General features: G+C 48.5%; 12 protein-coding genes and 1 pseudogene. 2 read left to right on the forward strand and 11 right to left on the reverse strand.

Features of this window, described 5'->3' with window-relative positions; translation table 11 throughout:
- Positions 1-165 precede the first annotated feature (165 nt).
- The 8 genes and pseudogenes from EAO33_RS06690 to mraY form a co-directional block, all read right to left on the reverse strand.
- The gene (locus EAO33_RS06690; protein WP_120946003.1) at positions 166-1,917 is read right to left on the reverse strand and encodes a methyl-accepting chemotaxis protein; all 1,752 of its coding nucleotides are present in this window, start codon (positions 1,915-1,917) and stop codon (positions 166-168) included.
- Positions 1,918-1,944: 27 nt separating this feature from the next.
- The gene (locus tag EAO33_RS06695) at positions 1,945-3,696 is read right to left on the reverse strand and encodes a methyl-accepting chemotaxis protein (protein WP_120946004.1); all 1,752 of its coding nucleotides are present in this window, start codon (positions 3,694-3,696) and stop codon (positions 1,945-1,947) included.
- Positions 3,697-3,763: 67 nt separating this feature from the next.
- A pseudogene (locus EAO33_RS06700) lies at positions 3,764-6,426 on the reverse strand (ATP-dependent Clp protease ATP-binding subunit).
- Between the two features lie 90 nt (positions 6,427-6,516).
- On the reverse strand, positions 6,517-8,583 hold the full coding sequence (locus EAO33_RS09835; RefSeq protein ID WP_120946005.1) for a methyl-accepting chemotaxis protein: 2,067 nt from the start codon (positions 8,581-8,583) through the stop codon (positions 6,517-6,519).
- Between the two features lie 159 nt (positions 8,584-8,742).
- Positions 8,743-10,800: a methyl-accepting chemotaxis protein gene (locus EAO33_RS06710; protein ID WP_205589525.1), complete on the reverse strand. Its 2,058-nt coding sequence runs from the start codon at positions 10,798-10,800 to the stop codon at positions 8,743-8,745.
- An 8-nt stretch (positions 10,801-10,808) separates the two neighbouring features.
- Positions 10,809-12,686, reverse strand: a complete 1,878-nt coding sequence (locus tag EAO33_RS06715) for a mechanosensitive ion channel family protein (RefSeq protein WP_205589526.1) — start codon at positions 12,684-12,686, stop codon at positions 10,809-10,811.
- Between the two features lies 1 nt (position 12,687).
- Positions 12,688-13,923, reverse strand: coding sequence for a UDP-N-acetylmuramoyl-L-alanine--D-glutamate ligase (gene murD / locus EAO33_RS06720; protein ID WP_120946006.1), 1,236 nt, complete (start codon positions 13,921-13,923; stop codon positions 12,688-12,690).
- A gap of 63 nt (positions 13,924-13,986) precedes the next feature.
- Positions 13,987-15,048: a phospho-N-acetylmuramoyl-pentapeptide-transferase gene (mraY, locus tag EAO33_RS06725; protein WP_120946019.1), complete on the reverse strand. Its 1,062-nt coding sequence runs from the start codon at positions 15,046-15,048 to the stop codon at positions 13,987-13,989.
- A gap of 160 nt (positions 15,049-15,208) precedes the next feature.
- On the opposite strand from mraY, the gene EAO33_RS06730 reads away from it, so the two are divergent.
- Positions 15,209-16,645: an amino acid permease gene (locus tag EAO33_RS06730; RefSeq protein ID WP_120946007.1), complete on the forward strand. Its 1,437-nt coding sequence runs from the start codon at positions 15,209-15,211 to the stop codon at positions 16,643-16,645.
- Here EAO33_RS06730 and hypE read toward each other — a convergent pair.
- From hypE to EAO33_RS06745, 3 genes are read right to left on the reverse strand one after another with little or no spacing between them, the layout of a single operon-like run.
- On the reverse strand, positions 16,642-17,628 hold the full coding sequence (gene hypE, locus EAO33_RS06735; RefSeq protein ID WP_120946008.1) for a hydrogenase expression/formation protein HypE: 987 nt from the start codon (positions 17,626-17,628) through the stop codon (positions 16,642-16,644). The two genes, EAO33_RS06730 and hypE, sit on opposite strands and share 4 nt — an antisense overlap.
- Positions 17,613-19,835 (reverse strand): carbamoyltransferase HypF, encoded by a 2,223-nt coding sequence (gene hypF, locus EAO33_RS06740; protein WP_120946009.1) that lies wholly within the window; start codon positions 19,833-19,835, stop codon positions 17,613-17,615. Before hypF ends, hypE begins: the two co-directional genes overlap by 16 nt.
- Entirely contained in the window at positions 19,835-20,830 is a 996-nt protein-coding gene (locus EAO33_RS06745; protein ID WP_120946010.1) for an agmatine deiminase family protein, read from the reverse strand. Before EAO33_RS06745 ends, hypF begins: the two co-directional genes overlap by 1 nt.
- A gap of 48 nt (positions 20,831-20,878) precedes the next feature.
- Between EAO33_RS06745 and tsaD the strand changes: the two genes are divergently transcribed.
- Positions 20,879-21,913, forward strand: coding sequence for a tRNA (adenosine(37)-N6)-threonylcarbamoyltransferase complex transferase subunit TsaD (gene tsaD / locus EAO33_RS06750; RefSeq protein ID WP_120946011.1), 1,035 nt, complete (start codon positions 20,879-20,881; stop codon positions 21,911-21,913).
- The last annotated feature ends 46 nt before the right edge of the window (positions 21,914-21,959 follow it).

Consider the following 21,959-nt stretch of genomic DNA (forward strand, 5'->3'; position numbering starts at 1 on the left):
ACCAGTATGGTTGAAACAGGAATACAACAGAAATCAACTGCCTATTCTCTATAATTTTTTTAAGTTTATAGGGTTTTATAGGATTTAGTATGATTTTATAGGTTTGTAGGAGCGGTTCATGCTATTTTGCCAACCACCAATGCTAGGGTCGCTTGATCGTATCTATTAAAACTTCTTGCTATTGGCTTCATCTAGGATATTTTGCGCGATCTTTTGCACATTTTGGCTAATGGTAGAGGAGGTGGTGGCAATTTGGGTGTTATTGAGCATCGTTTGTTCCAATTCGTGCATGGCGGTGTTGATCAAGTCGATGCTAGCACTCTGCTCTTCTATGGCGCTAGCAGCCTCATTGATAGATTGGGTGAGGGCTTTGGTATTAGCCTCAATCTCGCCTAAAGACTTTTGGGTGCGCTCGGCTAGTTTTCTTACTTCATCAGCCACCACCGCAAAACCTCTGCCATGTTCGCCCGCTCTAGCGGCTTCAATGGCAGCATTCAAGGCTAGTAGGGTGATTTGATCGGCGATCTCTGTGATCACTTCCACCATGTTTGAAATCCCTTGGGATTGGGCGATCACCTCCTCACTCTTGGCGTTCACGCTTTGCATGCTCGAGCTAATTTGGGCTAGCGCGTTGGTGGTTTGCTCTAAGGAAACCACTTGTTGTTTAGAGGCATCCTGCATCGCGTGCGTGGTCTGGTTGAGAGTGTGGGTTTCTTGGGTGAGCGCGTGGGCAAAATCTAAGGAGTTTTTCAAAGAAACAACAATGCTTTGTTGTAAAGTATTGATATTATTAGCTAGTTGCAAAAACCCGCCCTGTAGCTGGGTAGTGTCCATGCCCTTGGTGAAATCGTTGTGGCAATAAGTTTCAATGGTCTTAGAGATGTGCTCAAAAGTGCTGTTTAGAAGGCTAGAGAAATTGTTTAGATTCGTGCCCAAGTGTTGGAGCTCTGGGTTGATCGCGCGCGCGTGGATGGTTTGGGTGAAATCCCCGGTGCGCGCGCTATCTAAGGCTAAGATCGCCTCTTTAGAGAGTTTTTGATCGGCTTGCAGATGTTGGATGGCTTCTTGAATGCTCTCATTGAGCGCGCGCGCCATTTGCCCCAATTCGTCCTTAGAGCGCAGAACAATGGGCTCAGGGACATCGTTTTGTTTGTAATTGACAAAGGCAAAGAAATCCTTAAGCCCCTTGTTGAGCACACTAATAGCCCCCGTGATCTTGCGGTAAAAGAGGTAGTAAAGCGGGATCACCACCACGATTAAAAAGACCAAGGCGATGAGGACATAGAGATTAAAGCTCGAGCTCAATTTGTGGCGGATGTCCTCAGTGATGAACTTAGTGCGCTCTTCAACATTGTCCATGTAAACCCCCGTGCCCACCCACCAATCTGGCATGCCCTCGATCTTTTGGGCGTAGGAGATTTTATCGGTGTAGCGGGTGGTGCCATCGGCTAGAGGTTTGGGTGAAACATAGTAGACAAAGTCTCCCCCAGCCATCGCAGCTTTATAAAGTTCTTTAATGTAAAACACCCCATTTTTATCCTTGGTGTTCTCTGCGCTCACGCCCACGGGGTATTTGGGATTTGCGGTGTAAATAGGGGTGTATTTTTCATACACGAAAAAGTAGCCTGAGCGATCCTTTGCGAAGCGGAACGCTTTAAACATGGCGGTGATTATGCGTTTTTTAGCCTCTAGGGTGGGTGCGTCTTTGAGCACTTGGGCGATGTTAGAGCTAGCCAAATCTACGGCTAGTTTGAGCTTGTCGCCTAGCATGCGTTTTAAATCTACACTCACGGCACTATTCACACGGTGCACGGATTGTTGGTTATTGCGCGCAAAGAGTAAAAGAGTTGCCACCATCGCCACAATGGTTAAACCCCACAAAGCGACAATCTGTTTACCTAGAGAGAAAGAACGCATAAATACCTGCTCCTACACCCTGTTTTTTTAAAATTTCTTGCTATTGGCTTCATTGAGAATATCCTGGGCGATGTCTTGCACATTCTTGCTAATGCTCAAAGAAGTGGTGGCAATCTGCGCGTTATGCACCATTGTCTGCTCTAGGGTTGCCATCGCGCTATGGATTTGTGTGATGCCCTCTGTCTGCTCTTCTATGGCGCTAGCAGCCTCATTGATAGATTGGGTGAGCGATTGGGTATTAGCCTCAATCTCACCTAAAGACTTTTGCGTGCGCTCAGCTAGTTTTCTCACTTCATCAGCCACCACCGCAAAGCCTCTGCCATGTTCGCCCGCTCTAGCAGCTTCAATGGCAGCATTCAAGGCTAGTAGGGTGATTTGATCGGCGATCTCATTGATGATGAGCACCATATTTTTAATTCCCTCAGAGCGTTCCATCACCTCTTGACTCTTGGCGTTCACGCTTTGCATGGAATTGCTAATGCGCCCCAACGCGTTCATGGTTTGATCCAAAGAGTCCACTTGTTGTTTAGAAGCGTCTTGTAGGCGGCGTGTGGTTTCATTGAGAGTATTGGTTTCTTGGTGGAGCGCGTGGGCAAAATCCAAAGAGTGCTTGAGCGAATCTACAATGCTTTTTTGCAAGGTGTTGATGTCGTTGGCGAGTTGTAAAAAAGCCCCCTGCAAATTGGTGGTTTCTAAACCGGCTTGGAAATCGTTGTTGGAATAGGTTTGGATGGTGGTGCAGATGTGGCGGAAAATGTCGTTGAGAAATTTAAAAAAGGCGTTGAGATCCGCGCCCAAGCGTTCTAACTCAGGGTTAGCCGCATGCGCGTAGATGACTTGGGCGAAATTGCCGGTATGGACATTGTCTAGGACGCTTAGCGCGTCTTTGGAGAAGTGTTGATCGGCTTGGAAGTGTTGCACCGCTTCTTGCACATTGCTTTTAAGCGCGCGCGCCATTTCGCCTAGCTCGTCCTTAGAGTGCAAGATAATTTCTTTGGGTTCGTTTTTGGCGCGGTAATTGACAAAGGCAAAAAAATCCTTGAGAGCCCCACTAAGGGTGCTAATATTCCTCGTGATTTTGCGGTAAAACAGATAGTATAGAGGCATCACCACCACAAATAAGAGTAAAACGACAATGGCGGCGTAGAGATAAAAATGGTAGCGCATACTCCCTTCAATTTCGTAAATAATGGTCTTGGTGCGCTCTTCAACATTGTCCATGTAAACCCCCGTGCCAATCCACAAATTAGTAGTGCCCTCAATTTTTTGGGCATAGGAGATCTTATCTGTGTCGCGCACGCCCCCATTTAAAAGGGGTTTGGGGAAGACATAGTAGACAAAATTCCCTCCTGATTGCGCGGCTTTGTAGAGGTCTTGGATATAGAGCACGCCGTTTTTATCGCGCACATCCTTGAGGCTTGTGCCTATTTTGTCCGTGATATTGGGGTTGTAAAAGGGGACATATTCCTCATAGGCAAAGAAATAGCCCGATTTGTCCTCCTCAAAACGAAAACCATGCAAAATATCGCTGACAATGCGCTTTTTGAGCGCGTCCGTGGGCGCGTCCTTGATCGCGTTAGAAATGCTGTGCGCGAGCGCGTCTGTGGCTAATTTGAGCTGTTCGCCTAGCAGGCGTTTTAAATCTAGATCGACAAGTTTGTGCACATGCTCTATGGATTCCCTATTGCTCTGCGCAAAGAGCAAAAGGGTAACTCCCATAGTGAGCACGCTAAACGCCCATAAAACGATGATTTGCTTGCCTAGAGAAAAAGAGGTCATAGCCACTCCTTAATAACGCTTAATAATCGGGGGGGGGGGGGGGTGAAACAGCGCGTAATACCTTGCATCAAACTTCCTTGATCACAATTTTACCCTCTTGCACATCAAATAAGAGATGTTTATCGCTCCAATGCGCGCTATCTTGCTCTAAAAGCAAAGTGGCTAGGCGATCCTCAACCTCCTCATACAAAGCCCGTTTAAGGGGCGCGCGCCATAAATTGGGTCAAACCCACTTTGGGCGATGTATTCCTTAGCCTGCGGGCTCAATTCTATTTGTACCCCCCTCTCACTGAGTTTTTCTTGAATATCTGCAAACATCAAATCTACAATCTGCATGATGGATTCCATATGCAGGGGGTTAAAGATCACAATCTCATCAAGGCGGTTTAAAAACTCTGGCTTAAAGTAGGCTTTTAGGGCTTCTTGCACCATTTTTTGCTTATCGTGCTCTTCGCTCAATTCCATGATTTGATCGCTCTCAATATCATAGGCTTTTAACACTTCCTGTTCAGCCTTATGTTTAGCATGGACACTCTCAAATTCTAAGATTTTGTCGCTGGCGATATTGCTGGTCAAAATAATAATGGTGTTCTTAAAATCCACCACCACGCCTTTATTGTCTGTAAGCCGCCCCTCATCGAGCACCTGTAAAAGCATGTTAAACACCTCCGGGTGTGCCTTTTCAATCTCATCAAAGAGGAGCACGCTATAAGGGCTACGCCGCACCGCTTCGCTAAGTTGCCCGCCCTCCTCATAGCCCACATACCCCGGGGGCGCGCCCACCAAGCGACTCACCGCGTGCTTTTCCATGTATTCGCTCATGTCCAGCCTAATCAAATTCTTTTGGCTATCAAAGAGAAACTGGGCTAAGGTCTTAGCACTCTGGGTTTTACCCACACCCGTAGGTCCTAAGAATAGAAAGCTCCCAATGGGTTTATTAGGATCGCTCAAGCCCGCTTTATTACGCTTAATCGCCTTAGCAATCGCGCTAATGGCTTGGGATTGTCCGATCACACTCTTAGCCAGCTCCTGCTCGATGTGTAAAATCTTATCTTTTTCCTCCTGCAACATCTTTTGGACTGGGATATGCGTCCATTTGCTCACAATGCGCGCGATACTATCCTTGGTTACGGCGTGTTGCAACAAACTCCCCTGCTCTTGCATGCGCGCCCATTGTGCCTCTAAATCGCGCACCACCTGTTCTAATTTGGGGATTTCTCCATGGTCGATCTTAGCGGCTTTTTCAAATTCTGATTGGCGTTTGGCTAGCTCGGATTCACGCTTCAAGCTCTCAATATTGTTCTTAGCCTGTGCGATGTCTTTGAATACCCGCCTTTCATTTTCAAACTGCGCTTCTAGGCGTTGCCTCTCCTCTAGGGCGTTGCCAAGCTCCTTTTGCACCTCCTCTAGGCGTTGCTTGTTGCTAGGATTCTCCTCCATAAGTAGGGCTTGTTTTTCTACCTCTAGTTGTTGCACTAACCTTTTGGTGTGGGAGAGGGCATAGGGTTCTGATTCGATTTGCATTTTCAACTCAGCAGCCGCCTCATCAATTAAATCAATGGCTTTATCGGGCAAAAAGCGGTTAGTGATATAGCGCTGTGAGAGCTTGGCACTTGCTACCAATGCGCTATCGGTGATGCTCACATTGTGGTGTGCCTCTAAATTTTCTTTAAGCCCTCTTAGAATCTGCAAGGTTTCATTCACGCTAGGCTCTTCTAAAGAAATGGGCTGAAAACGGCGTGTGAGCGCGCTATCTTTTTCAAAGTATTTGCGGTATTCTTTGAGCGTGGTTGCCCCGATGGTGTGCAACTCCCCGCGCGCTAGGGCGGGCTTTAAGATATTAGCCGCGTCCATGCTCCCCTCGCTCGCCCCCGCCCCCACAATGGTATGAATCTCATCAATAAATAAAATCACATTGCCCGCTTTTTTGACCTCTTCTACCACCTTAGTTAGGCGTTCTTCAAATTCCCCTCTATACTTCGCCCCAGCAATGAGCATGCTCATATCCAACATGACCACCTGCTTGTGCTGCAAAGACAAGGGCACTTCTTTTTTAGCGATGCGCTGGGCTAGCCCCTCCACAATGGCGGTTTTACCCACCCCCGGCTCGCCTAACAAAATGGGATTATTCTTGCTCTTGCGAATCAAAATCTGCATCATACGCAAAATCTCTTCATCGCGTCCAATCACTGGGTCTAGGGTGTTTTCTAGGGCTTTGGTGGTGAGGTTGATCCCGTATTTTTCTAACGCCTCCAGCGTGGCATCATCGCTAGGCTGGTTGATTTTCACCCCCTTGCGCATACTCTGCAAGGTCTTAATAAGCTCTGGCACATCTAAAAATGACTTAAAATAGTGGCTAAAAAGCTCTGCATTAGCGATAATAAAGCTATCTAGCGCCACAAATTGATCCCCATTTTTCACACTCCAGCCCAAAGCACTATGCAAGGCATCCAAGAGATTCTTGCTGAGGCTAATCCCCTGCGCGCTCACGCTCGAACTCTTAGGCAGGCTATCTACTACACTTCTAGCCTCTAGCTCTAAAGGGGTTTTCTCTATGCCCATTTTGATGAGCGCATGGCTTAGTAAAGATTGGCTGTTGCTGAGCAACGCCCAAAAAAGATGGATGGGTTCGATCTCTTGATTTTTAGCATGCAGGGCTAGACTTAGAGCCTGATCCAAACTTTCTTTAAGCTGATTGGTGAGTTTTTCAAAAATATTTGGTGTGTGCATAGTATCTCCTTGTAGCGCATTATGCTACAAGTTTTAAAACAGATAGATAGCCCCCACGCGCTGGGCGTTGTATGGGCGTTGCGCACGCGTTTAGAACTTTTTCTTATTCGTGTCCTCTAAGATGTCATTGGCGATGTGCTCCACATCTTGGCTAATGCTCAAGCACTCATTGGCGATCTCAATATTATGTGTCAGATTGACATCAAAGCGCGCGATCACTTGGTTGATACTCAACACCGCATCGGCTTGCTCCTTGATCGCGCTGGAGTTATCCGCGATGCTTTGCACCAAAACATTGATATTAGATTCGATCTCGCCCAAAGACTTTTGGGTGCGCTCGGCTAATTTGCGCACTTCATCAGCCACCACCGCAAAACCGCGCCCGTGTTCACCCGCGCGCGCGGCTTCAATGGCGGCGTTTAGAGCTAGCAAATTGGTTTGATCGGCGATGTCACGAATCATCTCTACTACGCTTTTAATTTCTTGGCTTTGGGCGATCATCGCGCCACTTTTCTCGCTCACATCGCTAATGCGCTGGGTGATGCTCTCAATCACTTGGGTGGTGTCCTTGATCTCAGCGGATTGTTGCGCGGAGTTTTCCATGAGCTTGTCCATGCTCTCTTTCAAGCCTGAAGCCTTGATCTCTAAATTGTTGGCAAAGTCTAAGGACACCTGCAACATTTTGGTGATCTCTGCGCCTAGGTGGTTGATGGCTAATTCCACATCACCATGCGCGGATTCGATCTTGGGGGTGAAGTCTAGGTTTTGGTAGGCATGCACCACGCCTAAAATCTTATTGATGTCCGCGCCGATGTTTTTCTCCAAGCCCACGATCATGGAGTGTAGAGTGAAGAGCAGATCGCACAGCTGGGGGGTGCAATTTGCTTGGCATTCGAGATTCTTAGAAACGATAAAGCCCTTTTCCACATTGGTGGCGTTCAGGGTGGCGTGCGCCACCATGGCGTTATCCGCCTCAAAGGTGGCTTGGACGCGCTGGATATTGGCGATGATCTCCTTGGACATCAAGCCGATCTCATCATGGTAGCGCACGGTGTAGACTGGGATTCTTGTTTCTTGTTCGTGCTGGATGAGTTTGAAAAAAGAGCGCAACATGGCAAACATGCGCTCCAAACGCTTGATCACTTGGAAGTAGAAAAACAAAAGGAGCGCAAAACTCACAAATCCTAGAGTGATGAACCCCCCAATCACAATGGTTTTGCGCATGGTGTAGAGGTCCTTGAAGGCTATTTCGCTTGGCACAGCTGCGCTCACAAGCCAATTATAATGGACATTGGGCAGAATCAATTTATAGGGTTTGAAGGTGTAGAGCACGGCTACCATTTCTCTTTTAGTAACATCGCTACGCCAAGCGATCACCCTGATGCTTTGGGGTTGGGCGTTTTTTCTAAACTCTAAAATCTCTTGGGCTAAACCATCGCGCATGACTTCTACAAACTGCTTGCCCTGCAATTTGTGGTTGGCATGGAAGGCTAAAATATCATCAGTGCGTCCCAGCAAAAACCCGTTTTGATCGCCTTGGGGGAAGAATTGGGCTTGGATGCGCTCAAAATCGGTAAAAACCCCTACAACGGCGACCATTTTGCCATGGATTCTAATGGGGAGGGCGATGATATTGCCAAAAATCTTATGCCCTCCTAATAGAGACATGTGGTAGGTCTTGCTACGGGCGTTTTGCTGGGTTTTTAAAACTTCTTGCACGGGTTGGTAGTCTAGTAAACTCTTTTCGTTGTGGTAGACTTGTATTTTATTGCTATTGTCCTTAAACACCCCCACGCTATTTTGTGGCTGCCCCCTCTCATTGAGCACCACTAAGAAGGCTTCGCGAATATGCCCTTTTTCGTTAGTTTGGATCAAATTGACAAGCATGTCCTTCATCTTATTGTCCTCTTTTAAGACTTGGGGGGCAGAGGCGACATAACCGGTAAAATTCAAGACCGCATGCGCGATGCTATTCAAGGCGTAGATCACATTATTGGTCTTGATCGTGGTTTGTTCTTTGAGCGTGGCTTTGATATTGCGGTTCATCGTGCGGTTGGCGTTGGTGAGCAAGATCACCCCCAATATTCCAAAGAGCACAAAAAGAATCACAGAAACAACCAAAACAACCTTAGTGCCTAATTTCATATTCTTAAACATGCAATTCCTCCCTACAGTTGGTGCGCTTTAAGAGGTTTTCAATCTCTAACACAATACAGGGGTGAGCTGGTGAGCTGGTGAGCTGGTGAGCTGGTGAGCTGGTGAGCTGGTGAGCTGGTGAGCTGGTGAGCTGGTGAGCTGGTGCTAGCATATCTAACCTTAAAATCTCTTTTTGTTGGTGTCATCTAAAATGTCCGTGGCGATGGTTTCAATGTCCTGACTGACACAGAGGCATTTGTTGGCAATGTCCACATTGTGGCTTAGGTTGGTGTCAAATTGGGTAATGATCTGGTTGATACTCAACACCGCATCGGCTTGCTCCTTGATCGCGCTGGAATTTTCCGCGATACTCTGCACAAGCACATTGATATTAGATTCGATTTCACCTAGGGATTTTTGGGTGCGCTCGGCAAGCTTGCGCACTTCATCAGCCACCACCGCAAAGCCGCGCCCATGCTCACCCGCGCGCGCGGCTTCAATGGAGGCGTTTAGGGCTAGTAAATTGGTTTGATCGGCGATCTCAGAGATCATCTCCACCACGCTTTTAATTTCATGGCTTTGGGCGATCATGCTATCACTCTTAGAGCTCACCGCGGTGATGTTTTGCGTGATGGCTTCAATACTTTGGGTGGTGTTTTTGATCTCAGCGGATTGCTGGGCGGATTTGGCAGCCAACTCGTCCATGTGCAATTTCAAACTCTGGCACTTTTCATTGAGGGTTGTAGCAAAACCTGAAGAGGTCTTTAGCATCCTTACGATCTCTGCGCCTAGCTGGTTGGTGGCGATCTCAAAATCCCCCTTAGCGCGCGCAATTTTGGAAGTGAAGTCCAAATCTTGGTAGGCATGCACCACTTCTAAGATGTGGTTCAAATCCGCTCCCACCCTTTGCTCTAAAAAGTCTATCATGGTGTTGACGGTTTGGATCAATTTAGCCAAATTGGGGGCGGAGGCTTTGGCATGGATGCGCTGGGTGATATTGCCCTGTTCTATCGCTGAAGCCACAGAGATCACATCGGCTACGATCTCATTGTCGCTTTGAAAGGATTCCTTGATCTTTAGCACATTTTCGTTGATCTTGGTATACATGCCCCCAATCTCATCGTTCCAGCTGGATTTGTGGATGGTGATTTGGGATGTCTGGTGGTTTAAAAGTCTGAAAAAATCGCTCAAGGTTGTAGAAACGCGCTCCACACGCCGCACGATCGCATAATGGGTGTATAAAAATACCGCGGTCATGGTCAATGCTAGCAAGACCAACACGATGAGGGTGATCTGCCAGCGCATTTTGGCGACATGTCTTTGCAGGTCTTTTTGGGAGATCACCGCGCCGATCATCCAGTTGTGTTCTTGGTGGATCGCTTTAAAGGGGCGGAAGGTGTAAAGGGACACAATCACATCGGATTTGAGCACATTAGAATAGAAGGCACTGTGTCCAAAGGCATTGCTTTGCGCCTTTTCCCTGAAGGTTTCGATTTCTGCCGTGTCTTCGCCTTTCATCACATCGTGGAAAGTCTTGCCCTGCAAGTTGTGATCGCGATTGAGCGCGAAAATGCGATTCCCACTCCCCATGAAAAACCCGTTTTCGCTCTTATCAGTGGGAAAATAGCGATCCTGCAACATTTCCATGTTGATGAAAATGCCTGCGATGGCGACTAAGCGTTTTTTTTCATCAAAAATCGGCGTAGCGATGGTCGTGCCAAAACGCCGCGAGCCATCGATCAAGGGGGTAAAATCTGTGGGGGAGCGCAAGGGTTTGAGTTCTTGTGCGACGCGCGCGATGAGGGGGGATTGCAAAATAAAGGAGGTGTTTTGGCGGAAGTGCAAGGTGTTATCGGGCTCTTCCATCACTTCATAACTCTTGTGGGCTTGGTTATTTTGCAAGAAGACTAACCACGCTTGGCGCACAAAGTGCTTGTCGAGCACCAATTTGCCTATATTGTTATTAATGGTGGCATCCGAGGCGTTTTTTAGAAACACAAACCCCTCCTCAGAAAAATAAGACGCGTAGTGGATCAAGGACTGGGCTAGATTATTGAGCTCTAGGGCGATCGCTTTAGCTTTGTGGAAGGATTGGTATTTCACCACCTTTCTAGCATCATGGGTTAGCATTTCTGTGGCTTCGTGGATAAAGTAAATGCCCAATAACGCGAAGGAAACGACCAAAATGATCGAATTCATCAAAACACTCTTCACCCCAAGCTTGAGATTCTTAAACATAATTTTCCTTATTGATGGCGCTTCAAAGCGTCAGGGACACTTTCCAAGTAAACACTCTGGGAGGGGAAGGCAAAGCTCAACCCCAATTCCTCCACAATGCGCATGATCTCTAGCATTACATTCTCCTTTACAGCTAGCCACTCTCCCCACACCACGGTTTTAGAAAAGCAATACACCAAAATATTAATGGAACTATCCCCAAAATTATCCACATATACAAAGAGATTAGATTTATAACCCATTAGATCGTCCATGGACACGATGTGTTCGCGATCCATCATATAATCGTGCTGGGCGTTGAGCTCGCGCTTGGCAGAAGCGTCTAAATCGGAGTATTGGGCGATGTGGGGGTGTTGTTCTAACATAGTGCGAATCGCTAAGACGCATTTAGCCAAGTTTTCGCGCGAAGAGCCGTAGGTGAGCCCGATATTCATCTTAATGCGCCGTCCCACCTTGCGCCGATTCCAGTTGCGAATCGATTTGCCCGCCAATTCTGAATTAGGCACGAATAACAGCGCGTTGTCAAAACCCCGCACGGTGGTGCGTCTAAGCCCCATTTCCACCACAGTGCCCTCCACCTCCCCGCACACAATCCAATCCCCTTGCCCAAAGGAATTATCCAAGAGCAAGATCACAGAGGCAAAGAAATTGGCTAATAAGTCCTTCACGGCTAAAGCCACAGCCAAACCGCCAATCCCCAAAGAGGCGATGATAGCCGAGATATTAAAGCCTAGTTGTTTCAACACGGCTAAGATGATGATGATCACGATGAAAAAGTAAGCCACTTTGAGGATCAAATTCACCACTTCGCGTCTAAAACCATTGCGCTTAGAGGCTAGGGTGGCTAGCAAGGCTGCCCCATAAGCCTTAAACAACGCGATCCCTAGCCAGCCTAGCAAACAGATGTAGATCACCCCTAAATACATGTTGAATTTGAGGGGGGCAGGCTGGGGGTAATATAAAATGTCTATGGAAATATCAAAGCTGTAAATGAGCAAAAAGGTGGAGATGGGAGCTAGGATACTATCGCGGATCTTCTCTTGGACATGCTGATTCTTACGGCTAAAGCGCACGAAGAGATCGAGCACTTTCATAAACAGCGTGGTAACCAATTTTCTAAGTGTGAGCAAGATCAACAAAAGGGTCAAGGAGAGAAGGATCTTCGCGCTACGCAAGCCATGCGAACCTGGGAAGATCGCATTGATGATCCCTGCGATGCGATCTAAAATCCAGTGCATGTCAATGCTAAAGAGCACATTTTTAGAGAGCACTTGGGAGGGGTGGGCTTGGATGTAGTGGAGCACTTCTAGATAGGTCTTGAGCTTGAGCTTGTAATTATTGAGAGCTTCTTGGAGTTGGTGCAACTGGAGCGTGTCTAAATTGGGGGGCAAGACATAGCTTTTAGCCGCCGCGCTCTCTAATTTGAGCAAGATCGCCATGCTGAGGCTTTTGACATCTTTTTCTTGGCTGAAAAAGTCTAGGGAAGTGCGCAATTTCTCTAAAAAGTCATGCATCTGCTGGTCGGCTTCTAGGCTTTTGAGCTCTAGGGTGCTCAACACATAGGTGTAGAGATCATTACTGCTCTTGAGCAAAATCTGCTTGAGGCGCGCTTGTTGCTGGAGATTTTTTTTGATGTCAATGCCGATTTGCTCTTGGTTATTGAGCAGGCGCAAGGCGAAGGTGTGGATGAGGTCGTTTTTTTGATCGCTATAAAGAGGGATTTCTGAACGCTTGATAGGGTCTTTTTCATAGCGCGCGATCACTTGGTTAAGCTGGCTGATCTGCTTTAAAAGCAAGTAGAGATCGATAGCGTCCGGATCGCCCTCAGCGCGCGCCACACCCACCAAATACAAGCAACAAAGCAATAAGGCGCGCAAGATAGCCATTTTAAGACTCCAACACGCAAGCTTTAAAGAGATCGCCGCGTTCTTGGTAGGATTTGAATTGATCCAAACTAGCCGCGCTAGGGGAAAGCAGGGCGATTTGATCGGGTTTTAAACAGGCTTTGATCGCGCGCACCGCGCTAGCCACATCGCCACAACGCAAAGCCGGCACGCCATACTCCCTAGCCATTTGCGACATCTGTTGCGCGCTAGCCCCAATGGTGTAAATACGCACTTGCATGCGCGCTAGGCTCTCAAAAAGAGGGGTTAGATCCACCTGCTTAGTGTCCCCCCCCACGATCAAATGCACGAAACGATCGCTAAAGCGCGCTAGAGCTTTTAGGGTCGCATCCACATTGGTCGCCTTGCTATCATCTACCCATGTGCGCCCCTTGTCATCTTGGAAGACTTCTAGGCGGTGGGGTTTTAGGGTGTAGCTATTGAGGCGATCGTAATCCACCTCCCCAAAGGCGATTTTTGACGCGCTCAACGCCAACAACGCGTCTAGTAAAAAGGGCTCTTCAAAGCGCACCTTAGACAAATCCAAGCCCATGTAATTAGCTAAATGCGCGGAGTCTTCATAAAAAAGTAGCTGGGGTGGGCTGGGTCTTTGGGCGGCTTGGCGCACGAGGGGGTGATCTTGCAAGCGCGCTTGGAGCCACACGGGGCTAGAGGGGGGCATTATGCAAAGGGGTTTGAGTTTGGCGCACACATAGTTGCTATAGCTCCCATGCCAGCTTAGGTGATCTTGGGCTAGGGGCAATAAAATGTAGAGATGGGGGGCGTAGTGCTTGGTGTAGTGCAGGCTAAAAGAGCTGGTTTCTAAAATCCACAAGGGCGCGTCTTTAAGCTCGATCAAGGGTGTGCCAATATTCCCGCCCACCAAAGCCCCAAAGGGGGCGCAGAGCAAACCTAACATTTCGGTCGTGGTGCTCTTGCCATTGGTGCCACTCACAAAAAAGCTAGGCGGGGGGGTCTTGATCTGGACGATGTAATCGTATTCGCTACACAAATGACGGCTAGCCAACACCAAAGGGTGGTTGGGGGGAATCCCGGGGCTAACAATCTCCAAGAAGGAATGCGCCGGGTTAAAGGCGCTAGAGGGGAGCAGGGGTTGGTTGTGGGGTGTGGTGGCGGGGGTGTGGATCGCATCGTCATAAATGGCGCAGGGCGTGTCTTGCTGGGCAAAATAAGTAGCAAAAGCCTGATTAGTGCGTCCATACCCAAGTAAAGAGATCATTGTGTCCACCGCTTGATGATGATAATAAGATTTTAACACAAAAACACCAAAAAGTGGTTAGCCTTAACGCACTTTCAAACTGAGCAGGGCTACAAGATTGCTTAGGATCGCCACAATCCAAAAGCGCAAGATGATCTTATTTTCGGGCAAGCCTTTGGATTCAAAATGGTGGTGCAAGGGTGCCATAGCAAAGATACGCTTTTTGCGCACCTTGTAACTGCTAATTTGCAAGATCACCGATAGGGCTTCTAGCACAAACACCAAGCCCATTAACACCAGCAAGATTTCATTATTAGTGATGATTGCCATGTAGGCAATAAAGCCCCCAATCCCCAAACTCCCACTATCCCCCATAAACACCTCAGCGGGGAAGGCGTTAAACCACAAAAAGCCCAACAAAGCCCCCATGAGCGCAGCAGAAACCACCACCACCTCCCCGCTGTGCACCACTTTAGGGTAGAGCAAATATTTACTCAATTCCGCATTCCCCACCACATAAATAAACACGCTCAAACTCAATAGCACGCAAATACTAGGCACGGTGGCTAACCCGTCCAGCCCATCGGTGAGATTGACCGCGTTGCTAGTAGAGAGAAACACCAACACCCAAAAGCCCAGCAATAAGATCGAGTGGTGTTCAAAAGAAAAGATGGGGTTTTTCAAAAAGGGCACATAGAGATTTTTCTCAGAGATCAAGGTGGAGAGCGCGTAGGCAATAGAAAGAGAAACCACAAAGAGCAAGAGCATTTTCAAACGCGCTGAGATACCCGCGTTCTTTTTTTGCGTGATCTTGGTGTAGTCATCTTGCATGCCAATCGCCCCAAAGGCTAGCAAACTCAACAAGCCCAAGAGCACAAAGGGATTATCCAGGCGCGCGCTCAAACAAGAAGACACAATTGTGGTCCCCAAAAACACCACCCCACCCATCGTGGGAGTGTCCTTCTTGTTTTGGTGGGGGATGAACTCTGAAATGGGTTGGCTAGCTTTTGTAGCCCTAGCCCACTTGATAAAAGCGGGCATGAAATACACACAGGCAAAGAAACTCATAAAAAAAGCCAAGCCCGCTCTAAAGGTCAGGTATTGGAAGATATTGATGTTGAAGTAGGCATAAAGGTAGTAAAGCATCGCGCGTCTTTGCAATAAAATCAAATCGTATTATGCTCAATTTTGCTTAATCGTTGTTCCTTGACAAGGGAATTTAGCCCATGCGCCAACTTTTGCTTTGGTATACTTGCTGTGTTTAAAGCGCGGTTGTTTTAAGGAGCGCTTTTAAGAAAGGTAAGGTATGCAACAAGAAAATTTAAACCGCGACATCAAATTACGCCAAGTGTTGATGATCGCTTTGGGCGGGACCATTGGGACGGGGTTATTTGTAGGCACGGGGGGTAATATCGCTAATGCGGGACCTCTGGGCACTCTGCTAGCCTATATTGTGGGCGGGGTGATTGTCTATTCTATCATTCTCTCTTTAGGAGAGTTAGCCAGCGTTTATCCTAGCACGGGGAGTTTTGGGGATTACGCCACGCGCTTTATTGGTCCAGCCACAGGTTACATGGTTTTTTGGATGTATTGGGTGGGCTGGATCGTAACCGTGGCGGTAGAATACTTCGCGGTAGGCGCGCTGATGCGACGCTGGTTTCCAGAGGTGCCCATTACTTACTGGGTGGTAGCCTGTATCGCGCTCATCTTTTTGCTCAACGCCTTTTCGGTGAAAATCTTTGCTGAGGGGGAGTTTTTCCTAGCCTCTGTGAAGGTGTTTGCGGTGTTTATTTTCATCGTGCTGGGCGTAATTGGGATACTCTACCAAATTTATTTGCATGGCATAGGGGGCATTTTTGCGAATTTTTACATCGATCACCCCAGCAAAGATCTCCAAGAAGGGTTATTCCCTAAGGGGGTTAGCGCGGTGTTTGGGGCGATCTTGGCGGTGATCTTTGCCTACACGGGCACAGAGATCGTAGGTGTAGCCGCTGGGGAAGCTAAAAACCCTAGTGTGGCAATGCCCAAAGCCATTAGAGCCACTTTATGGCGCATTGTGTTTTTCTTTTTATGCTCGGTGATCATCATCTCAGTATTCTTGCCCATGACAGATTCTAGCATCACTAAAAGCCCCTTTGTGAGCACCCTAGAGCGCATCCCTTTGCCTTTTTTTGGCATAGGGATTCCTTACGCGGCAGATATTATGAATTTTGTCATCATCACCGCCATTCTCTCTACTGCCAACTCAGGGATTTACGCCTCTAGCCGTATGGTTTATGGTTTAGCCCAAAAAAAGATGTTCCCTCCCATCTTTGCCAAACTCAACAAACAGGGCACGCCCGTTTATGCGATGTATTTGTCCATGGCTTGCACCCTTATTATTATGTTTGGCAATGATTATGTCCAAAATGGGCGGATCAAAGAAATGATGGAGGCTCTCATCAATATCATTAGCTTTAGCGTGATCATTGTGTGGATTAGCGTGAGTATCGCCCAATACAATTTTAGAAAACAATTTGTGGCTTCAGGCAAATCCTTAAACGATCTACCCTACCGTGCGCCCTTTTTACCCCTCATCCAATTCATAGGCATTAGCGGATCGATTATTGGGGTCATTGGGGCGTATATGGACCCTGAACAGCGCGTTGGGGCGTATCTGACCATCGGGTATGCGATTTTGTGCTATATGGGTTATTATCTCACCAAAGATAAATGGGGCTACCAGCACGAGCAGGGGCTTTAGCAAATGCGCGGCAACAACTCCCCCTCAGGCATTTCTAAATAACGCCTAGAACCCCACGCGTTGCGCAGATACACGCAAGGGGTGCGCGCTTGTATGACCTCCCCAATGATAGCCGGGTTTGCCCCCCCCTGCCTTAATAGATCGCACACCCCTAAAGCGTCCTTGCTAGCCACACTGAGCACACACACCCCCTCATTAGCCAAAGCGTAGGGCTCAAGCCCTAAAATCTCACACACCCCCATAACCCCCTCTAAAATGGGGATTTGTGCCTCCTCAATCTCTATCCCCACTCTAGAGGCTAAAGCCCATTCATTGAGCAGGGCAGCTAGCCCGCCCCGTGTGGCGTCTCGAATCGCATAGAGCTGGTAGGGGCTTTTTAACACCCCCTCTAGCACGCTAAAGAGTTGCTTACAATCGCTTTGTAAAGAGGTGTGTAACTGGATTTCATGGCGCAAAGAAAAGAGCAACGCGCCATGTGTGCCAATGCAATCGCTCACAATAATACTCTGCCCTGCTTTGAGATGGCGCGCGCTGATATGGGGGTAAATTATGCGCCCTAGCGCGGTGGTGTTGATAAAGAGTTTATCCACGCACCCCTTAGGCACGACTTTAGTGTCTAGGGAGAGTAATTTAAGAGCGCCTATTTCTAACTGTGTGCGCACAGAATCTAAGATTTGCTTTAAAAGCGCGATCTCTAGCCCCTCCTCTAAGATAAAACCCATGCTCAAAAACTCCGGGCGCGCCCCACGCACGCACACATCATTAGCGCTCCCGCACACGCTGAGTTTGCCAATATCCCCCCCGGGGAAGATGAGCGGATCAATGACAAAACTATCCGTGCTCAAGGCGCACGCCCCCCCCTCAAATATCCCAGCGTCCTCACCTTCTGCGCTCAAAAACTCTTGTAAATAGGGCATAAACACCCCATTAATAAGTTCTAAACTCTCCTTGCCCCCATTCCCACAGCTTAAAGCGATTCGCATGCCTGCCTCCTTATTTGGTTGCGTAAATATTCTACTTGCCCAAAGCCAATCGCCCCATCTCCAAAGGGGAGTTTTTGGGGGAAAAAGGCGTTTTTGCCCAAGAGCGCGCTAATACTCTGGACAAGCAAGGCATTAGCAAACACCCCACCCCCTAGCAATAAAGGCGCATGGTGGCGTTGGTGCAATTCTAGGGCTAAATGGGCAAGAGCGTTGTGGAATTTGCGCGCGCTTAAAGCCTCTTTGGCGTTTAAAATATCTGCTTGTAATTCTGTGAGCAGGGCATGGTAAGCGATACAATCTTGTTTTAATTCTAAGCCATAACGCGCGTGGCTATTTATTGAGCGCGCCAAACTCTCTAATTGCGCCGCGCTTTGGGATTCATAGCTATTAAGCCCCCCCACCCCACAAAAAGTAGCGATCGCATCAAAGAGTCGCCCTAAAGAGGTGGTGAGCCGGGTTTGCAGGTGGGAATCTAGCATGCGATTAATCAAATCTGCGTGTTCTATCTGGGCGCGATCTAGTAAGCCTTGCAAGTGGTGTGCGCGCGCTAGGGCATAGGCGCAATAGTGCGCATTTTTAAGGGCTTTAGGGGTGGTTAAAATCTCAAAGGGTTCTAGGCTATAGAGGCGTTTAACCTCCCAAAAGTCCTTATATTGTGCCTCAAAGATTTCACAGCCCCATAATTGCCCCTGCAAACCTAGCCCAAAGCCATCGGCAATCCAACCCAACACTCTTTGCCCCGACTTTGGGGGGTGTGTGTGCGCGTATTCGCCCAAAAGGGCGTAAAAATGCGCCTCGTGGTGTTGCACTTGACTTAAAGACGCGCCCCACTGCCTAGCGCGCTGACTCCCTAGCTTAGAGGAGCAATAACCGGGGTGTAAATCTATGGCGGTGTGCTCAGGCGTGCCTCTTAGATGATAATAGAAATTTAAGCTATCTTGGTAATGTTCCACACACTCCACACTCTCTAAATCCCCCATCTCAGGGCTAATCAGGCTAAAATCTTGGCTAAAACATAAAGAGGCTTTGCTTTGTGCCCCAAAGCCACAGAGTAAAGCCGGACTCCCACTAGGCAGGCTTAAGGGGGCAAGAGCGCGCCCCAAGCGTACCACCCCCACACGCCCCCCGCTCACACGCACCACGCTATCCTCTATGGGGCGCACAATCGCGCGGGCGTGATCTAAAATCCCATCCACTGCAAGGCTACGCGCCTGTTCTAGGATGTGAAAAATGGGCGCGCCCTTGCAATTAGCGCTGGTGAAAATCAAAGGACGATCTAGGGCTTGTAAAAGCAGATGGTGCAAGGGTGTGTAGGGCAGACACAGCCCCAAAGTGTCTAAATGAGGGGCAATGAGGGGGTTTAGGGGGGTTTTAGCGCGCGCAATCACTATGGGCGCGCTGCTAGCCTGCAGGGTTTGTTCCTCTAAGGGGTTGAGATGGGCTAGAGAATGCGCCATGTCCAAATTGCGCACCATCACGCTTAGAGGTTTAAAGGGGCGTGTTTTGATCTCTCTAATACGCCTAGTAACCTCTATATCGCGCGCATCTCCTATTAAAGCAAAACCCCCAATCCCCTTGATTGCCACCACCCCCCCTTTTTGCAACACCTCTATACAAGCTTGCAGGGGCGCGCTTGTGCGCACTTTGGTTTGGGTGTGAAAATACAAAGGGATCGCACACTTAGGGCATGAAAGCCCTTGGGCGAAGAAGCGCCGACTCTGTGGGTTATGATAATCGCGCGCGCACTCTTTGCACATCTCAAAGGCGCGCATGCTCGTGTTAGTTCGATCAAAGGGCAGATCATAGAGCATGCTAAAGCGCGGTCCACATTGCGCACAGGTGGTAAAAGCATAATGATAAAAACGGCTTGTTGGATCGTTTAAATCATGCAAACATTCTAAACAGGTGGCTTGATCTAGGGGCAGGGGGTCGCAAGCAGAGGGCGCGCTCAGGCTAGGCTGGATAGAAAAATCTAGCACTTCTATCTCTATGTCTTGGGTGGTGATTTCTAAAATCTGGGCTTGGGGAGGGAGTTTGGCATGCAATGCAGCTAAAAAGGGGGATTCTAGGGATTTTTCTAGCACGATCTGCACCGCCCCGCCCACATTGCGCACAAAACCATGCGCGCCTAATGCGCTAGCAATTTGGTAGACTAGAGGTCTAAAACCCACCCCCTGCACGCGCCCGCGCACCCAAATTTGGCGCATTAGTAAAGTTGCATGGTCGCGCAGTGCAAGCTCCCATGTTGGCGGATCAAAAAGGAGCAATCTATCCCCACCACCTCAATTTTGGTGTGCTGTTGCAAGATTTTAAGCACATGCGCGTCTAAGGGGTCGTTATAGGTGGGCACAAAGAGCACGCGTTGCCCCCCGCTATTGGCAAATAAGAAATTGGCGTAGGTGGCGGGCAGGCGTTGGTTTTGATAAAATTTGGGACCTGGCAAGGGCAGGGGGATGAGTTTATAGCGTTTGTTTTTTATGGTTTTAAAACTCTTGAGCATGTCCTGCATTTCTTGTAGGGGTTGGTAGTGGGGATCGTAAGGATCGGTGCAACTCACATAGGCGATGGTTTGGGGGTCTAAAAAGCGCGCCAAAGTGTCAATATGCCCGTCTGTGTCATCTCCGGCTAAGGGGGGCGTGTCGATCCACAAAATGCGCGAAAGACTGAGTTCTTGTTTGAGTCTAGCAATGCTCTTTTCTGGATCCGGGTTGCGGTTAGGATTGAGTAGAGAATAGCGATTAGCTAGTAGTGTGCCCGCCCCATCGCACTCAATGCTCCCCCCCTCTAGGACCACATCCACAAAACGCAAGGGATGGCGCAAAAGCCCCTTTTGGGCAAGGCGCATGCTAATGGTGCTATCTAACTTGCTTTCGTATTTATTCCCCCACGCGTTGAAAACAAAACTCAAATAAAAATGCACCCCGGCGGTTTCCACGCATAAAGGTCCAAAGTCGCGCGCCCAAGTGTCATTGGTGTCTAATAACACCACTTCAACATTATTAAGGCGGCTTAGTTTGTCCAACCCCCCACTATCGCTAGTATGCACGCACACTAGCACGCGTTGGTAATCTGCTAGAGTGCGGATAATCTTGGTAAAATACTCGCGCGCCTCGCTCAAATACGCGCCCCAATCACTAGAGGCGTGCGGAAACGCCATCAAAAGCGCGCTTTGTTCTTCCCATTCTGCTTTAAATCGTGCCATCTTTCACCTTGTAGTATAATGGGGCGCATTATACCCTAAAGGGAGGCGATGCTTTTAAGTATTGAAAGTAGTTGTGATGATAGCTCGCTCGCGCTCACGCGCCTAGAGGATTGCAAATTACTCTGGCATGCTAAAATCTCTCAAGAGGCAGAACACAGCGCGCATGGAGGCGTGGTGCCTGAATTAGCCTCCCGCTTGCATGCCCACAACTTACCCCTCTTGCTCCAAAAAGCTAAGGCGTTTTTGGGGGGTAAAACCCCTTTTGCCCCCCTTAAAGCTATCGCGCTCACCACGCGCCCCGGATTAGCCATTACCCTTTTAGAAGGGCTAATGATGGCTAAAGCCCTAGCACTCAGTCTAAATCTGCCTCTTATTAGTGTGGATCACCTCAAGGGGCATCTCTATTCGCTCTTTATTAACCAGCCTTGCGCGCGCTTTCCTCTAAGCGTGTTGCTAGTCTCTGGGGGGCATACTCTCATCATAGAGGCGCGCGATCCTACAAACATGGGCATCATCGCCCAAAGTTTGGACGATAGCTTAGGAGAAAGCTTTGACAAGGTGGCTAGAATGTTGGGTTTGGGCTATCCGGGGGGTCCGGTGGTAGAAAAGTTAGCGTGTTTGTGCCCGGCTGGAGAAGAATACCCCTTCCCCCTACCCCTTAGACAAAAAAGCGCGCTAGCCTTTAGTTTTTCAGGGCTTAAAAATGCGGTGCGTTTGGCAGTGGCTAAAGCCCAACCCTTAAGCCAAGAATTGCAGGCGCAAATCTGTGCGGGGTTTCAAACAACCGCCTGCGCGCATCTCTTGCACAAAGTGCGGGCGTATTTGCAGAGCGCTCGAGTGGAGCGCTTTGGGCTGGTGGGGGGGGTGAGTGCGAACACTTATATCCGCACGCAATTAGAAAACTTATGTGCAGAGTTTGGCATAGAATTGCTATTAGCCCCCCTAGAGTTTTGCACGGATAACGCGGCGATGATCGGGCGCGCGGGAGTGATGGGCTACCAGCATGCAGAATTTAGCGATGTGCACACCCTAGACATCAGTCCACACACAGAGATTCCACAAAGTGCGGATTCAATTCTCTAGCACTTTTATGTTAAAATGCTAAATCAAAACCCCAATAAAAGAATTG

The sequence above is a fragment of the Helicobacter labacensis genome, assembly GCF_003660285.1.
Classification (GTDB): domain Bacteria; phylum Campylobacterota; class Campylobacteria; order Campylobacterales; family Helicobacteraceae; genus Helicobacter; species Helicobacter labacensis.